The sequence below is a fragment of the Brucella sp. IR073 genome (assembly GCF_049065735.1).
In the GTDB taxonomy this organism is placed as follows: Bacteria; Pseudomonadota; Alphaproteobacteria; order Rhizobiales; family Rhizobiaceae; genus Paramesorhizobium.
Genome location: NZ_JBAKHD010000002.1, coordinates 117,542 through 134,552, shown reverse-complemented (window position 1 = coordinate 134,552; position 17,011 = coordinate 117,542). Strand labels below are relative to the sequence as shown.

Below are 17,011 nucleotides of genomic sequence, written 5' to 3'. Positions count from 1 at the left end.
GAGAGCCCGATGACCAGAACCGACATCGCGCAGCGCGTCTACAATCACACATGGAAGCTCGATCCGATTATCCGCAGCCTGCTGGATACGGATTTTTACAAGCTGCTGATGCTGCAGATGATCTGGGGCCTCTACCCGAAGGTGGAGGCGACGTTCACGCTCATCAACCGCACCACCACCGTGCGCCTTGCCGACGAGATCGACGAGGCGGAACTGCGCGCGCAGCTCGATCATGCCCGCACGCTGCGCTTCACCAAGAAGGAGATGATCTGGCTGGCGGGTAACACTTTCTATGGCCGCAAGCAGATATTCTCGCCGGAGTTCCTCGCCTGGCTCGCCAATTTCCAGTTGCCGGATTACGAGCTCGTTCGCCGCGACGGCCAGTTCGAGCTGAACTTCCATGGGCCGTGGATGCACACCACCATGTGGGAGATCCCGGCCCTCGCCATCATCAACGAACTGCGCTCGCGCGCGGCGATGAAATCGCTCGGCCCCTTCGCGCTCGATGTGCTCTATGCCCGCGCTAAGGCCAAGATGTGGAGCAAGGTCGAGCGGTTGCGGCGGCTGCGCGATCTTAGAATCTCCGATTTCGGCACCCGCCGCCGTCACTCCTTCCTCTGGCAGCGCTGGTGCGTCGAGGCGCTGAAGGAAGGCATCGGCGACGCCTTCACCGGCACGAGCAATGTGCTGCTCGCCATGGATACCGATCTGGAAGCCCTCGGCACCAATGCTCATGAGCTCCCTATGGTGCTCGCCGCCATCTCGCGCAACGATAAGGAGCTGCGCGGCGCGCCCTATCGCGTGCTCAAGGATTGGGAGCGCTATTATGACGGCAATCTCTTGATCGTGCTGCCCGATGCCTTCGGCACCGCCGCCTTCCTGCGCGACGCGCCGGACTGGGTGGCGGACTGGACCGGCTTCCGTCCAGACAGTGCCCCGCCCATCGAGGGGGGCGAGCGCATCATCCGCTGGTGGGAGGAGAAGGGAAAGAACCCGCGCGACAAGCTGCTCATTTTCTCCGACGCGCTCGATGTCGATACAATCGAGGAGACCTACCATCATTTCCACGACCGGGTGCGGATGAGCTTCGGCTGGGGCACCAACCTCACCAATGATTTTGCCGGCTGCGCGCCGACCAATATCAGCGGTCTCAACGCGATTTCGCTCGTCTGCAAGGTCAGCGAGGCCAATGGCCACCCGGCGGTGAAGCTCTCCGACAACCCGCGCAAGGCCACCGGCGACCCCAGGGAAGTGGAGCGCTATCTCAAGATTTTCGGCAATGAGGACCGCGCGGAGCATCTCGTAAAAGTCTGAATTGAGAAGTGAAGCCGGAAGGGCGCCGGCGCGCTTTCGCTCGCTCCAAAATTGTGCAATCAGGAAGATATGTTGGCCAAGGAGGATGGCACTTCATGTATCTCGGAATTGATCTTGGCACATCAGGCATCAAGGCGCTGCTGATCGACGATCATCAACGGATCACCGCTTCCGCTTCCGCTGCCCTCACCGTTTCGCGGCCCCATTCGGGCTGGTCCGAGCAGAACCCGGCGCACTGGGTCGACGCGCTGGAAACCGTGATGGGCGTCCTCAGATCCACCTTTCCGGCAAGGCTTGCGGCTGTGCGCGGCATCGGTCTTTCCGGCCAGATGCATGGCGCGACGCTGCTGGATGGCGAAGGCAAGGTGCTGCGTCCCTGCATGTTGTGGAACGATACCCGGTCCTATCAGGAAGCAGCCCGGCTCGATGCCGATCCGCGCTTCCGCGAGATGACTGGCAACATCGTTTTCCCCGGCTTCACCGCGCCGAAGCTTCTGTGGGTGAAGAACAACGAGCCGGAAATCTTTGCCCAGGTGGCGAAGGTGCTGCTGCCCAAGGATTACCTGCGCTTCTGGCTCACCGGAGAATATGTCTCCGATATGTCGGACTCATCAGGCACCGCCTGGCTCGATGTGGGCAAGCGCCGCTGGTCGCCGGAACTGCTTGCTGCAACGGACATGGACGAAAGCCACATGCCCTCGCTGGTCGAGGGCACGGAAGTTTCCGCCGTCCTGAAGCCGGAACTCGCCCGCCGCTGGGGTATCGAAGGCACGCCGGTTGTGGCGGGCGGCGGCGGCGACAATGCCGCGTCGGCCTGCGGCATGGGCGTCGTCTCGCCCGGCCATGCCTTCGTCTCTCTCGGCACCTCGGGCGTGCTCTTCGCGGCCAACGGCGCTTATCTTCCCAACCCGGCAAGCGCGGTCCACACCTTCTGCCACGCCCTGCCGGACACATGGCACCAGATGGGTGTCGTCCTCTCGGCCACCGACGCGCTCAACTGGTATGCCAGCATTGCCTGCAGCACGCCTGCCAATCTTACGGCGGAACTGGGCGATGAGCTGAAAGCGCCATCCGGCGTTACCTTCCTGCCTTACCTCTCGGGCGAGCGCACGCCTTATAACGACGCCGCCATTCGCGGCGCTTTTGTCGGTCTTGGCCGCGAAAGCGATCGCGCCACGCTGACGCAGGCGGTCGTCGAAGGCGTTTCCTTCGCCTTCCGCGATTGCCTCGAGGCGCTCGCCGCTGCCGGCACGAAGCTCGACCGGGTAACGGCGGTCGGCGGCGGCTCGCGCTCCGATTATTGGCTGAAGGCGATTGCGACCGCGCTCGGCATTCCCGTCGATGTTCCCGGCGACGGCGATTTCGGCGGCGCGTTCGGCGCAGCGCGGCTGGGCCTCATCGCGGCGGAAAAAGCCGATCCGTGGGCGGTCTGCACCTTGCCCGCTATCGCGGAAACCATCGAGCCGGAGGCACATCTGCGCGGCGCCTTCGATGAAGCATATGAGCGCTATCGGGCGCTGTATCCGGCGTTGCGGGGGGATAGGGTAGGCAATTAGGCCCCGCGTTGACGAAGTCGCCAAACACCCCCCTCTGCCCTGCCGGGCATCTCCCCCTCAAGGGGGGAGATTGGCTGACACAACGCTCTTCCCTCATTCTGCGAGGTTCGCGGTTGGTGCCGAACGTTGATGAAGGCGTAATCTCCCCCCTTGTGGGGGAGATGCCCGGCAGGGCAGAGGGGGTGCTGTCCCGCCAGCGGCTGAATTTTTAGAGCCTTAATCCACCATCTCGCTTTCCCACGGCGGGTTTGCCCCCGCCCGGGAAACCGTCACCGCCGCGGCGCGCACGCCCAGCGCCACGGCGGCGTGGACTTGGTCTTCCGTCAGATTGGCGACCGCGTCCTTGGTGAGCAGCCCCTGCCGGTAAAGGCTCACCAGCACCCCGGCATTGACCGTATCGCCCGCGCCGACCGTATCGGCCACCGTCACCTTGACGCCGGGAACGCTGATCTTGCCGCGCGCCGTATAGGCGTCCGCGCCCGCCGCGCCGCGCGTGATGATGATGAGCTTCGGCCCGCGCTTGAGCCAATCGGCGGCGATGGCGTCATGGTCGTCGCCTTCGCCGAACCAGGCGATATCCTCGTCCGACAGCTTGACGATATCGGCCATGGCGATCATGCGGCGCATCCGGGCCAGATGCTTTTCGCGGTCGGTGATGAAGCCGGGGCGGATGTTCGGATCGAGCATGATCACCCGACGTTCAGCCTCGCGCGCCATCAGCGTTTCATAGGCCGTGCCGCAGGGCTCGGGAATAAGGCTGATCGCGCCGAAATGCAGCGCCGTCACACGCGAATCGAGCGATGGCAGATCCGCCTCGCTCAGCATGCGGCCCGCCGTGTTCTCGTCATAGAAGGCATAGCTTGCCTGGCCGTTGACGAGGCGCACGAAGGCCAGCGTCGTCGGGCGGTCGGAGGTGACGCAGAAGGACGTATCGACATTCGAACGCTTCAGCGTGTCGCGCAGGATATCGCCGAGGAAATCCGAGGACAGGCCACAGAAGAAACCAGCCGGCGCGCCAAGCCTGCCGATGGCGATGGCGGTGTTGAACACCGAGCCGCCCGCATAAGGGGCAAAAGCCGGTTCGCCCCCGACGGTCTCGCGTGGCAGCATGTCGATCAGCGCTTCGCCGCAGGAAATGATCATGCGGACCTCCTCCACTTTTCTAATCGATTGAACCCCTGAAGCGCTATCCCGTTTCTGCTGCTCTTTCAACCTCACACATGCTGGCCGCCATTGATGTGGATTTCCGAGCCGGTGACATAGGACGAGGCTTCCGTGCAGAGGAAATAGATCGTCTCGGCCACTTCCGAAGTCTGTCCCAGACGGCGCAGCGGCATCTGCTCGACAAGCTTTTCCGTGCCGGGGGAAAGAATGGACGTTTCGATCTCGCCCGGCGCTATGGCGTTGACGCGAATGCCGTGCGGGCCGAAATCCGAGGCCATCTCGCGCGTCAGCGCCGCAAGCGCCGCCTTCGAGGTTGCATAGGCGGTCCCGGCGAAGGGATGCACCCGGCTTCCGGCGATGGAGGTGACGTTGACGACCGAGCCCTTGGCTGCTTCCAGTTCTTTGAAGAGGCCGCGCGCGAGCATGATCGGCGCGAAGAAATTCACCTGAAACACGTCGCGCCACACCTGCATCGGCGTCTCCAGGGAATTCATGCGCCTTCCGCCTTCCGCCTTGGGCGAGATGCCGGCATTGTTGACGAGCGCATGCAACTGGCCGCCATCCGCCTCGAGCCGGCGGCGGATTTCAGCGATGCCACGGCCTATATCCTCCGCGTCGGCAAGGTCGATTCGGATATGATCCTCCGGCCCGGCAGGCCAAGGGCAATTCTCGGAAAAATCCTGCCGCGAGCAGGTGATGACGCGCCAGCCCGCGCGCGAGAAGCGCTTTACGGTCGCGTGTCCGATACCGCGGCTCGCTCCGGTCAGCACAAGCGTTTTTCTGGTGTCGGTCATGAAAGGCACCTTTGTTGAGGGCTTTTTCATAGACCATTCCACTCAAGATTTCGAGGCCATTGATTAGCGGTGGTGAGCAAGTTTTCTTTTCTCACCACGCGCTGTCACACGCTTACTGCGCGTTCCCCATGATGAGGTCGAGCAGGGTCGTGGGCTTGCCATGGGCGGGCTGCGGGCCGCCGCCGACATCGGCTGGCGGAATGGGCCCGCGCGCGGCGACGGGCGCGCTGTCGATCATGCCGGGTACGCCGCCGTTCCGGGGCGCGCTTGGCGCGGGAGGCCAATAGCCCTCGTCCTCACTTGCGACGGGCATCGGCGCGTTTGCATCATAGGGCGATGGCGCGTTGGAATCGGGCAGTTCGTCGCTGCCGCCGGGCAGCACATTCTCGATCTGGTAATTGCCGGGCAGATCGGCGACGGGAACGCCCTTATGCGCGGCCACCATGAATTCCTTCCAGGCTTTGACCGGGAGCGAGCCGCCGCTGACATGCTTCATCGGCTTGCCGTCATCATTGCCGAACCATACGCCGGTCGTAAGATTAGCCGTATAGCCGATGAACCAGGCGTCGCGGAAATTCTGGCTGGTGCCGGTTTTGCCCGCCGCCGGCCAGCCGAAATTGCCGCTCTTCGCCGTGCCGTCTTCCACGGTCCGGCGCAGCATGGCGTTCATCATGCCGACATTGCGCGGGGAAATGACCTGCTGCATAGCGCCCTGCTTGTTCTCGTAGAGCACCTTACCGCTGGAATCGGTCACCTTGGTGATGAGATGCACCGGCGCCTTGTAGCCGCCATTGGCGAAGGGCGTGAAAGCGTCGGTCAGTTCGAGCAGAGTCACCTCCGACGTGCCGAGCGCGAGCGAGGCGTTGGGCGTAAGCTTCGACTGGATGCCGAGCCGGTGGGCGGTGTCCACCACCGTTTTCGGCCCCACTTCCATGACGAGCTGCGCGGCAACGGAATTGAGCGAATGCGACAGCGCGGTCGCGAGCGTCACCGGGCCGAAATATTTGCCGTTGTAATTGCCGGGTGTCCAGTTGCCGATCTTGACCGGCGCGTCGTTGCGTACCGAATCCGGCGTGCGACCCTGTTCGAGCGCGGCGAGATAGACGAAAGGCTTGAAGGTGGAACCCGGCTGGCGCTTGGCCTCCGTGGCGCGGTCGAACTGGCTGTTGGCATAGTCATAGCCGCCGACCATGGCGCGCACCGCGCCCGTGCCGTCGATGGAAACGAGCGCGCCCTGGCTGACGCCCATCTTTTTGCCATTGGCGGAGATAAGGTCGCGGATCGCCTCTTCGCCGATTTTCTGAAGATGCAGATCGACGGTGGTCTCGACGGTCACGTCGTTCTTCGTCTCGCCGATCAGCCCGGGAAGCTCCTCCATCACCCGGTCGGCGACATAATTCTCCGAGCCCGACCAATAGGCGGCGGCGCGGGTGGCCGGCTCGCTCATCGCTTCGGCAAGCTGGGTTTCCTTGATCATGCCCTGCTCGCGCATGGCGTTCAGCACCAGCTTCGCCCGTTCGGACGCGGCTTCCGGGTCGCGCGCGGGCGAAAGGCGTGAGGGCGCTTTCAGGAGCCCCGCCAGCGTCGCCGCTTCCATCAGGTTCACGTCCCGCGCCGACTTGTCGAAATAGCGCCGCGAGGCGGCATCGACGCCATAGGAGCCGGAGCCGAGATAGACGCGGTTGAGATACATCTCCAGGATCTGGTCCTTGGAATATTTATGCTCCAGCCACAGCGCCAGCATCACCTCCTGCACCTTGCGCTCGATGGTGCGCTCGGGGGTCAAGAACAAATTTTTGGCCAGCTGCTGCGTGATGGTCGAGCCGCCCTGCACGGTGCGGCCGCTCAAAATGTTGGTGACGATGGCACGCGCGAGGCCGATGGGATCGATGCCGAAATGCGAATAGAAGCGCCGGTCCTCGATGGCAATGACTGCCTGCGGGATATAGGGCGACATGTCGTGAAGGCCGACCGCCTCGCCGCCCGTGGTGCCGCGATTGGCGATGAGATTGCCGTTGACGTCGACGATCTTGACGTTAGGAGGCCGGTCGGGAATGGCCCAGTCGGTCGTCGGCGGCATTTTGGCCGCGAAATAGACGACGACACCGGCCAGCGCGATGCCGCCCCACAGCCCCATGACCAGCGACCAGTAGACCATGCGGCGGACAAGGCCGAAAAAACCGCGGCGTTCGCCGCGGCCCGATTTCTTGCGGCTGCCTTTCGAGGAGGTTTTGCGCGAAGCCTTGCGGCGCGGCGCGCGCGAGGCGCGATCCTCGTCATCCACGCGCAAATCATCATCCCGCTCGCCGGGCTCATCCCCGAACGAAGGTTCGATCCGTTTGTCCCTCTCGCCACCCGAAGCCATGCCGTCTTACAATCCGTCCGTTCCGTTTCCGTCGCAATGACCCATGCGTTGCAGGGTAATTGCGGCGGTTTAAAGGGACGTTACGGCGTCCGTTAACGGGAAAACGGGAACAAAGCGCAATTACTTCGCCTTCAGGAAATCTCCCACTTCCAGCAGCACGAACTCATTGTCGTCGGCCTTGTCGATCTGGCGGCCGGCGGAGAAGGGCAGGTTGTTGTCGTTGCCGACAACGATATGGTTCTCATCCACCACATCGACATTCTCGATGGTGACGAAGGGCATTGTATAAGTGCCGTTCTCGCTGCCCTGGCGCGCCTTGTTGTCGGGGTCTTTGACATCCATCAGGTCGATATAGCCGATCTTGCGGACAGGACCGCCCGCATTCGCGTCGGTCATCTCGATCTTGTAGATGCGCTTGAACTTGGCGGGCGTCGAGAAGCAATCCGGCTGCGGGTTCTTCGGGTCGGCACAGGCCTTCGCCGCCGTGCCCGCGCCATTGTCGCGCTCGATGATGAGGCCGGTGGTGCCGTCGATCATGTTGAAATCGCCGATCGCCGCGCCGCCCGCGCTCAAGGGATAAAGCCAGCTGCGGCCCGTCCACTTCTTGCCGGCAATGTCGAACTCGATGATGCGCAGCGCCGGATTGTCGCCGGCCTTTTCCACCGAGCCGTCGGCCAGATAGCGCGGGCCTTCCAAGAGGGCGTAAAGCTTCGAGCCGTCCTTCGACCGCGCCATGCCCTCGAAGCCGCCGGAGCGCTTGAGGTTGATGGCAGGGTTCTTGAGCGTCGGATTGGCGGGCAGCGTGAAGGCGGGATAATCGGGCGAGCGAACCGGCTCGCCATCGATAGATGTTTCCACCACATCCGTCACCTTGCCGGTCTTGTCTACATGGACGAGGAAGGGGCCGAACTCTTCGCCCAGCCAGAAGCCGTCATCCACGGGCTGGATCGATTCGACGTCGAAATCAGAGCCGGTCAGGTAACGCTTCTCCGCCCCTTCGAGCACGATGGGGAAGGGCACCTTTTTGTCGGGGTCGGAGAGGAAGATCGTCTCCATCCGCTCGACCTTGCCCTGGTCCCAGTCGAACTTGACATGATGCAGCATGAGCATCGCATCGGGCGAGTTCAGCTTGTTGCCGAAGCCATTGTCCGACAGCGTCCAGAAGGTGCCGTCGCCCATCGCCTTGATGCCCGAGAAGCCCTGCAGCGGCTGGCCGTCGAGCGGCACCGAAATCCCGGTCGGGCGGTTTTCATCCTTGCCTGGAACCGTGCCGAGCCCCGTGGCGCGGTGGCGGTCCGGCGTGGTGAACTTGCCCGATGTCTGCAGATGCTCCGGCGCATCCTCCGGCGCCTTGATGACCGAATTCGCCGGCAGAACGGCCTGCGCCTTCAGCGTGGCGGGAAATTTCGTCTCATCGGAGAAAGCCGGATTAGGGGCAATCGCGATGAGAATCGCGGTCGTCGATAGAAGCAGAGCTTTCATGGGACAGATCCTGCATGGACGTTGATGGGTCCTGTCCCGATAGAGCGCCTCGATGTCGGCTGGGTGACATCGGCATGAAGCTTTGGTGAAAGGCTCCGCTTCTACGCCGCCCTGACGCCCCGCTGTTCGCTGAGGAGAACCGCGACATCCTCCACAGTCATCGGCTTGGCGTAATAGAAGCCCTGCACTTCGGTCGCGCCCTCGTTGCGGGCGAAGGCGAGTTGCGTTTCGGTCTCCACGCCCTCCAGCGTCGCTTCCATGCGCAGCGCCTTGGAGAGGCTGATCATCGAGCGGATGATCTCGGCGCTGTCGCTGCTGTCGAGGTCGCGGGTGAAGGAGCGGTCGATTTTCAGCCGGTCGAAGCGGAAGCGGCGCAGATTGTTGAGGCTGGAGAAGCCGGTGCCGAAATCGTCCATGGTGAGATGAATGCCGAGCGCGCGCACCCGCTCGATGGCACTGATGACACGTGGGCTTGGTTCCAGCAGCAGGCTCTCGGTGATTTCGAGATCGAGCCGGTCGGGTGCAAGGTCGCTCTCGCGCAAGGCCTCTTCGATCTTGGAAACCAGCCCGCTATCCTTGAACTGCACCACCGACAGATTGACCGACACCCCGATTGGAGCCGGCCACGAAGCAGCGGCGCGGCAGGCATCGCGCAATACCTGTTGGCCGATGGGAATGATCATGCCCGAGCGCTCGGCGATGGGGATGAACTCGACGGGCGAAACCATGCCGCGTTCCGGATGCTTCCAGCGCAGCAGCGCTTCGAAGCTGCGCAACTGCCCGGTTGAGACGGAATAGATCGGCTGGTAATAGACATGGAATTCGCCCCGCGCTATGCCAAGGCGCATTTCAGCCTCGAGCGCCGCCTCATGGTCACGCACCAGTTTAAGTTCCGCGCTGTAGAAGCGGTAGGTGCTGGTGGGCTCGCCCTTCGCCTCGTAGAGCGCAAGATCGGCGCAGCGCAGGATATCAGAGCGCGTCCGCCCGTCATGGCCGATGCGGGCAATGCCGATGCTGGTGTTCGGAATGATTTCCGCGTCGCCGAACGGGATCGGCTGCACCACTGCCGCGATCAGCCGCTCCGCAAAAGCGCTGGCCTCTTCGTCCGCTTCCAGGAAATGCACGACCAGAAACTCGTCGCCGCCGAGCCGCACCACGACATCGCCGGGCTTCGCCGTTTCCTTGAGGCGTCCGGCGATGGCCATGAGCACATGGTCGCCCGCCACATGCCCCATCGTGTCGTTGATATGCTTGAAATCGTCGAGATCGAGCAGATAGGCATGGGCGCGGCGCGCTTCCCATTGCCGTGTCGAAAGCCCTTCCTCCATCACCTTTGCAAGATAGGTGCGGTTGAAAAGGCCGGTCAGCGTATCGCTATGCGCCTGCTTGCGCGTCAGCTCCTCCGCCTGCTCGAACCGGCGCATCTGGTCGAGATAAAGCTGCTGGCTGCGCCCGAATTGGCGGAACAGCCCCGCCATGATGAAAGGCAGGAACAGCATGAGAAAATGCATGATCGTTCCGGTGAACGTCGTCCACGCATCGCCGGAAAGCCCGACCAGCAGCCTGTAGCGCGTATCGAGAACGAAACCGGCACCGGCGAGCCCCGCCCCCAGCGCCAGCCCCGCAATCAGATAGGCGCGCTCAAGTTCGCGCAGCCTGTATTTGTTGGATGCCTTGAGAAAAAACATTGCCCGCAACCCCCATAAAGCATGATCCCGAACCGAAGGTCAGCGTCAGCAAAAAGTTGCAGACTTTTCGGTCAAGATCATGCGGCCCTGATATGCCCCCGTCGCGTTTCCCCGCGCGACGGGTTTCCCCTATGGATTGCAGCTTTGCCCAAGTTTTTAAAAATAGAATTAATTGTCACAATTGCATCGAAAGATGCCGGAGAACCCGGAAATCAGCGTTAGCAAAAGGTTATCGGGAATTTGTTCTACACCGTCGCGGCGGTGAGAATGTAGAGGCATGGATTCCTGTGACAAGCACAGGAATGACGAGGTGGATATGCTTCCGCTCCGATAAGAACCGTCCTGCATGACGGAAACGCCGAAGGTTCGCCGCGATACCAACCTGCCGTCATTCCTGTGCTTGTCACAGGAATCCATGCCTCAACGCTGCCGTCGCCGCAGCGGATATCAACTCAGGCGCGGAACTTCTTCTTCGCCTTTGCCGGTCTGTCGCCGTGATAGGCTTTCTCCGCGCCATCCCTTTTCTGCCAGCTTTTCGCCTTTGGTGCGGGGCGTTCTTTCCGTGAGTGCGGAGCGGGCGTTCCTCCATCGACCGGACGAATAGCGACGCCCTTCTCGCCCGTACCACGCTCGCGCAGCGTGGCGAGATAATCCCCGGCCTTCGCTCTGGCGATTTCGAAGCGGGTTTCCGTTTCCAATATCTGGATCGAGCCGACATCGCGCTTGGTCACGTCGCCTGCCTTGCAGATCATGGGCAGGAGCCAGCGCGGATCGGCGCGCTGCTTGCGTCCGAGCGACAGCGAGAACCACACGCCATCATCCATGAATTTTGCCGGGCGCTCTTCCCGTTCGCCGCGCCCTTCGCGATCGTACCCGCCGGTACGCTGTTCGTACTTGCCGGTACGCTCGCCGGTCTTGCGGTCCTGCCCGAGCGGACGCACGGGCACGTCGGAGATTTCTTCCGGGGCCGGGCGCGAGGCAAGCTCACGGCGCAAATAAGCCGCGGCGATCTGTTCGGGGGAGTAGAGCGACTGAAGCTCGCGGACGAGATCGAGCATATCCTCATCCGCCGCTTCCGACAAAGTGGGGTCGTTGAGGATGCGTTCCTTCACCTTCTCCTGAATGGCGGAGATGCCGGGTGCGCTCACCGAAACGGCCTTGAGCTTCGCCATCTGCAACAGCCGTTCCGCGGCGCGCCGGCGCGAGAACGGCACCACCAGCACGCAGGTGCCCTTGCGCCCGGCGCGCCCCGTGCGCCCGCTGCGGTGGAGCAGCGTTTCGGGATTGGTCGGCAGGTCGGCATGGATGACGAGATCGAGGTTCGGCAGGTCGATGCCGCGCGCCGCCACATCGGTCGCCACGCAGACCCGCGCGCGCCCGTCGCGCATCGATTGCAGCGCATTGGTGCGCTCGGCCTGGGAGAGTTCGCCCGAAAGCGCCACCACGGCAAAGCCGCGATTGGTGAGGCGGCTGGTCAGATGCTTCACCGCCTCGCGCGTCGAGCAGAAGATGATGGTGTTCTGCGCCTCGAAGAACAGCAGCGTGTTGATGATCGCGTTCTCGCGCTCGCGCGGCTCCACCAGCATCGCCTGATAGCTGATGTCGCCATGTTGCTCCTTCTCGCTCGTCGCGGAAATACGCAGGGCATCGCGCTGGAAACGCTTGGCGAGCTGGGCGATGGGCGCGGGCACCGTTGCGGAGAACAGGAGCGTGCGGCGGTCGTCCGGCGCTTCGCCGAGGATGAATTCGAGATCTTCGCGGAAGCCGAGGTCAAGCATCTCGTCGGCCTCGTCGAGTACCACGGCTCGAAGCGCCGACATATCGAACGCGCCGCGGGTGATATGGTCGCGCAGGCGCCCCGGCGTGCCGACCACGATATGCGCGCCGCGTTCCAGCGCCCGGCGCTCGGTGCGGATGTCCATGCCGCCGACGCAGGAGGCAATGCGCGCACCCGCATCCGCATAGAGCCATTCGAGTTCGCGCCGCACCTGGAGAGCAAGCTCGCGCGTCGGCGCGATGACGAGCGCCAGCGGCGCGCCCGGATTGTCGAACCGCTCGGCATCGTCGAGCAGCGTCGGGGCAATGGCGAGGCCGAAGGCCACGGTCTTGCCGGAGCCGGTCTGGGCGGAAACGAGCAGGTCGGCGTCGCGCGCCTGCGGATCAAGCATGGCGGTCTGCACGGAGGTGAGGGCCGTATAGCCACGTGCGGTAAGAGCGCCGGACAGCGCCGGAGCGATGGTAGAAGGCAGGGTCATGAATGGCTTTCGCTGGCACGGCCACCGCTGCCTCGATCCTTGCGGGACCCATGCAGTTTTCATAGCGGCGGGCGGTGCGGGATAAATTTACGTTTGGGTTGTCTTTAGCGGCTTAGCGCCGATGCGTCAATTGCGGTTGGTTCGGGGGAGGTAGCGTTTTACGATAAAATGGAGATGTTGGCGCTCTACGTCGCCCCCTCTGTCCTGCCGGACGTCTCCCCCGCAAGGGGGGATATTACGCAGTCATTAACACTGCCGCCAATCGCTGACGTCTCAGAATGGTACGGTCATCGGTGCCAGCCAATCTCCCCCCTCGCCGGGGAGATGTCCGGCAGGAGAGGGGGCGACGTAGAGCGCCGGCATTTTCTATTTTACCTAATGCGCCTCATCCCAATTCTGCGCCGCCCGTGCATCCACCTGCAAGGGCACTGAGAGCGAGACCGCCGGCATGGCGGCGTTTTCCATGATGCGGCGGACGACGGTGATGGTTTCCGCCACCTCTTCGTCCGGCGCTTCGAACACCAGTTCGTCATGCACCTGCAAAAGCATCCGCGCCGAGAGCCCCGCCCGCTCCAGCGCGTCGTCCATGCGGATCATTGCGTGGCGGATGATATCAGCCGCCGAACCCTGGATCGGCGCGTTGATGGCCGCGCGCTCGTTGAAGGCGCGCATTTGCGGGTTGGAGGAGCGGATTTCCGGGTAATGCGCCCGCCGCCCGAAGATCGTCTCCACATAGCCATGCTCGCGGGCGAAGGCCTTGGTTGACTCCATATAGTCGCGAATGCCGGGGAAGCGCTCGAAATAGGTGCGGATATATTGTCCCGCTTCCTCACGGGGTATTGAGAGCTGGTTGGCCAAGCCGAAGGCGGAAATGCCGTAGATGATGCCGAAATTGATCGCCTTGGCGCGGCGCCGCACCTCGCTCGGCATACCCTCGACCGGTACGCCGAACATTTCCGACGCCGTCATGGCGTGAATGTCCATCCCTTCTGCGAAAGCCTGCTTCAATTGCGGAATGTCCGCCACATGGGCGAGCACGCGCAATTCGATCTGGCTGTAGTCGGCGGAGATGAGCTTGTGTCCGGGCGCGGCGATGAAGGCCGTCCGGATCTTGCGCCCTTCCGTGGTGCGGATCGGGATGTTCTGCAAATTCGGATCGGACGAGGAAAGCCGGCCCGTCGAAGTGGCGGCCATCGCATAGCAGGTGTGGACGCGGCCCGTCTCGCGGTGGATGTAGCCCGGCAGCGCGTCGGTATAGGTGGATTTCAGCTTGGTGAGCTGACGCCAGTCGACGATCTTGCGCGGCAATTCATGGCCTGCTGCGGCAAGGTCCTCCAGCACCTGCGCCGAGGTGGACCATTGCCCCGTCTTTGTCTTGGATCCGCCCGGAAAACCCATCCTGCCGAACAATATATCGCCAAGCTGCTTCGGCGAGCCGATGTTGAAGCGCTCACCGGCGAGCTTGTAGATTTCATCCTCCAGCGCCGCCGCCGACTGCGCCAGATCGCCGGAAAGGCGCGACAGGATCTGCCGGTCGATGGAGATGCCGCGCGCCTCCATGCGCGCCAGCACCTCGACCAGCGGGCGCTCCAGCCGCTCATAGACCGAGGCCATGCCTTCCGCCGCCAGCCGCGGCTTCAGAGCCTGCCAGAGCCGGAAGGTCACATCCGCATCCTCGCCCGCATAGGCGGTGGCGCGTTCGAGATCGACCATGTCGAAGGTGACGGCGGTTCTGCCGCTGCCCGCCACGTCCTTGTAGTGGATCGTCTTGTGGCCGAGCCAGCGCTCCGACAGACTGTCCATGCCATGTCCCCCGGGGCCCGCGTCGAGCGCATAGGAGATGAGCATCGTATCGTCGAAAGGTGCGACATCGATGCCGTAGCGATGCATGATCAGCCAGTCGAACTTCATGTTCTGGGCGATTTTCAGGACCGAACGGTCCTCCAGCATAGGCTTCAGCGCTGCGAGCGCCTGGTCGAGCGGAACCTGCCCCTCCAGCATCCCGCCGCCCAGAAGGTCGCCCGCGCCGGATTTATGCGCCAGCGGCACATAGGCCGCGCGGCCCGGAGCGAGCGCCAGCGACAGGCCGATGAGTTCGGCTTCCATCGGCAGCAGCGAGTTGGTCTCGGTGTCGAAAGCGACGACGCCGTTCTCGGTCGCCTCGTCGATCCATTGCTGCAGCGTGGCGAGGTCACGGATGCAGGTGTAGCCCGTGGTGTCGATCTTTTGTCCAATCGCGCTGTCGGCGCGGGACTTGGCGAGCGCAGCGGGCGTCAGCACCTCCGAGCCGGATCCGGCCTGGGAGGAAGCGGCGTCCTTCACCTCCACTTCCACTGAAGTCACCGTCACGGTCACTTCCATGTCGGGCCCATGGGCCTCCGCGCCCCATTGCGTTTCCACCGGCACCGGCTCGACCAGCGCGGCATCGGTGCCGGTCGTCTCGGCCACGCGGCGGGTGAGCGAGGTGAACTCCATCGCTTTCAGGAAACCGATCAGCTTCGGCCCGTCCTGCGGCTCCAGCACCAGCGCGTCCAGATCGACCTCGATAGGCACGTCATTTTTCAGCGTCACCAATTGACGCGACAGCCGCGCCTGTTCGGTATAGTTGACGATGTTCTCGCGGCGCTTCTGCTGCTTGATTTCATGTGCGCGGGCCAAGAGCGTCTCGAGATCGCCGAACTCTTCGAGAAGCTGCGCCGCCGTCTTCGGTCCGATGCCGGGAATACCAGGCACATTGTCGGTCGAATCGCCGGTCAGGGATTGCAGGTCGATCATCTTCTCCGGCGGGACACCCCATTTCTCGATCACTTCGGGGACCGAGATCTGCTTGTCTTTCATCCCGTCATACATCTGCACCTTGTGATTGACGAGCTGCATCAGATCCTTATCCGACGACACGATGGTCACGTCGCCGCCCGCTTCGACGGCGAGCCGCGCATAGGTGGCGATGAGGTCATCAGCCTCATAGCCTTCCTTTTCGATGCAGGGCAGGTTGAACGCCCGCGTCGCCTGGCGGATCAGGCCGAATTGCGGGACGAGGTCCTCCGGCGGCGCGGTGCGATTGGCCTTGTAATCGGAATAGATTTGGTGGCGGAATGTCTTCGAGGAATAGTCGAAGATGACGGCGAAATGGGTCGGCACGATACCGACATCCGTGTTGCGCGCGTCCTTCAAAAGCTTCCACAGCATGTTGCAGAAGCCCGAAACCGCGCCGACAGGCAGCCCGTCCGACTTGCGGGTGAGGGGAGGGAGAGCGTGATAGGCGCGGAAGATGTAGCCCGAGCCGTCAACGAGAAAGAGATGATCGCCGTTTTTCATGGGGCTGATTTAAAACAAACGGCCAGGAAAGGGAATGAAATCCCTGTCAGGAGAGTTGGATTTGGACAGATTGTTTGAAAAGAGCCCCGCATTTCGCTCTCACGATTCTCACGGGTTTGTTACGAACATGTAATGTTTCGTGCCCTTGAATCGCCATCTTCGTCCCCCAGATTTGGGTCATCGACGCCATGTCGATATCCGGCCTTCCGGCCCGTCCCCCGCCGGACCCGGATCTGGCGGCAGCCTCATCCCCCCTCTCCGGGCTGCCGCTAATATAATGATCTGGCCGCTGCGATACCCCCTCATCGCAGCGGTCAAATCTTTTTTGGGGCGCTTACCTTGCTTCTGAACGGCGCCACTGGCTAACGGAGCAAGAAAGTGCTGCTGCACTAGGGATCCGTTCCAAAGCCAGTCCTACGCGCTTATGCTTTCGAGTAGAGCTTTGACAAGTTGCGCGAAGCTGGGTGATTTATTACGCTGGATATCAATAAGTGGCGCAATATTTGTGGCCCAACGATGCTTGGCTTGCCCCACTTCGTAGAACCCGAGCTTTTTAAGTCCCTTAGCTCCGCCTTTCTCAATGAGATCGGCCATAAACTCCCAGGTACCGCAAATCTCGTCTGGCACATAGCGAGCTAGATCAGCCCTGCTAACATGGGGATAAGCTTCAAGAACGGCATCTGAATCCCCAAGTAGCCAAGCCTCTCCTTCCTCAATTGCCAAGCAGATAATTGTAGGGGGCTTCGGACTGGCAGCTATAACCAACTGGGCAATCTCATTTTCGAAAGCCTGTTTGTCCCGATCGTCTAGGTCACAAATGATGACCACCCACCGGCGATAGCCTGGCGCATCGTTTGCAAACGCTTTGCCGTAGCCCGAGATCAATCTTGGTAATTGGTCCAGTAAGATGCGTTTGTTGGGATCGGAATTGGGGGTCAGCCCCTTCGGGAGGGTGCCGATCCCTTTATACGATATAATACGAAAGCTGACATTGCTCGGTAGTATTTTGGGAAGTAGAAACTCAAGAGAAGCTTTACCTGAGGAATCTTCAACAAGCACCTCTAAATGAGTCATA

The 17,011-nt window shown here is 62.3% G+C and carries 10 protein-coding genes; 2 read left to right on the top strand and 8 right to left on the bottom strand.

Translation table 11 applies throughout. The features are described 5' to 3' along the window. The first annotated feature begins 9 nt into the window (after window positions 1–9). Window positions 10–1,314, top strand: a complete 1,305-nt coding sequence (pncB, locus tag ACOWVG_RS04420; protein WP_420960296.1) for a nicotinate phosphoribosyltransferase — start codon at window positions 10–12, stop codon at window positions 1,312–1,314. 95 nt (window positions 1,315–1,409) lie between these two features. Then, complete coding sequence (xylB, locus tag ACOWVG_RS04415; protein ID WP_420960295.1) at window positions 1,410–2,870, top strand: xylulokinase; 1,461 nt, start codon at window positions 1,410–1,412, stop codon at window positions 2,868–2,870. A 216-nt stretch (window positions 2,871–3,086) separates the two neighbouring features. Here xylB and ACOWVG_RS04410 read toward each other — a convergent pair whose 3' ends face one another. The 8 genes from ACOWVG_RS04410 to ACOWVG_RS04375 all read right to left on the bottom strand — a co-directional run bounded on the left by ACOWVG_RS04410 (window position 3,087) and on the right by ACOWVG_RS04375 (window position 17,010). Next, complete coding sequence (locus tag ACOWVG_RS04410; protein WP_420960294.1) at window positions 3,087–4,013, bottom strand: carbohydrate kinase family protein; 927 nt, start codon at window positions 4,011–4,013, stop codon at window positions 3,087–3,089. Window positions 4,014–4,084: 71 nt separating this feature from the next. Continuing rightward, the gene (locus ACOWVG_RS04405; protein ID WP_420960293.1) at window positions 4,085–4,858 is read right to left on the bottom strand and encodes an SDR family NAD(P)-dependent oxidoreductase; all 774 of its coding nucleotides are present in this window, start codon (window positions 4,856–4,858) and stop codon (window positions 4,085–4,087) included. An 82-nt stretch (window positions 4,859–4,940) separates the two neighbouring features. Further along, window positions 4,941–7,193 carry a PBP1A family penicillin-binding protein gene (locus tag ACOWVG_RS04400; protein WP_420960292.1) on the bottom strand — a complete coding sequence of 751 codons (2,253 nt, stop codon included), beginning with the start codon at window positions 7,191–7,193 and terminating at the stop codon, window positions 4,941–4,943. 120 nt (window positions 7,194–7,313) lie between these two features. Beyond that, complete coding sequence (locus tag ACOWVG_RS04395; protein WP_420960291.1) at window positions 7,314–8,675, bottom strand: esterase-like activity of phytase family protein; 1,362 nt, start codon at window positions 8,673–8,675, stop codon at window positions 7,314–7,316. A gap of 101 nt (window positions 8,676–8,776) precedes the next feature. Next, entirely contained in the window at window positions 8,777–10,363 is a 1,587-nt protein-coding gene (locus tag ACOWVG_RS04390; RefSeq protein ID WP_420960290.1) for a putative bifunctional diguanylate cyclase/phosphodiesterase, read from the bottom strand. Between the two features lie 452 nt (window positions 10,364–10,815). After that, window positions 10,816–12,618: a DEAD/DEAH box helicase gene (locus tag ACOWVG_RS04385; RefSeq protein WP_420960289.1), complete on the bottom strand. Its 1,803-nt coding sequence runs from the start codon at window positions 12,616–12,618 to the stop codon at window positions 10,816–10,818. 375 nt (window positions 12,619–12,993) lie between these two features. After that, window positions 12,994–15,936: a DNA polymerase I gene (polA, locus tag ACOWVG_RS04380; protein WP_420960288.1), complete on the bottom strand. Its 2,943-nt coding sequence runs from the start codon at window positions 15,934–15,936 to the stop codon at window positions 12,994–12,996. A 414-nt stretch (window positions 15,937–16,350) separates the two neighbouring features. Next, complete coding sequence (locus ACOWVG_RS04375) at window positions 16,351–17,010, bottom strand: DUF4276 family protein (protein WP_420960287.1); 660 nt, start codon at window positions 17,008–17,010, stop codon at window positions 16,351–16,353. Window position 17,011 lies beyond the last annotated feature (1 nt).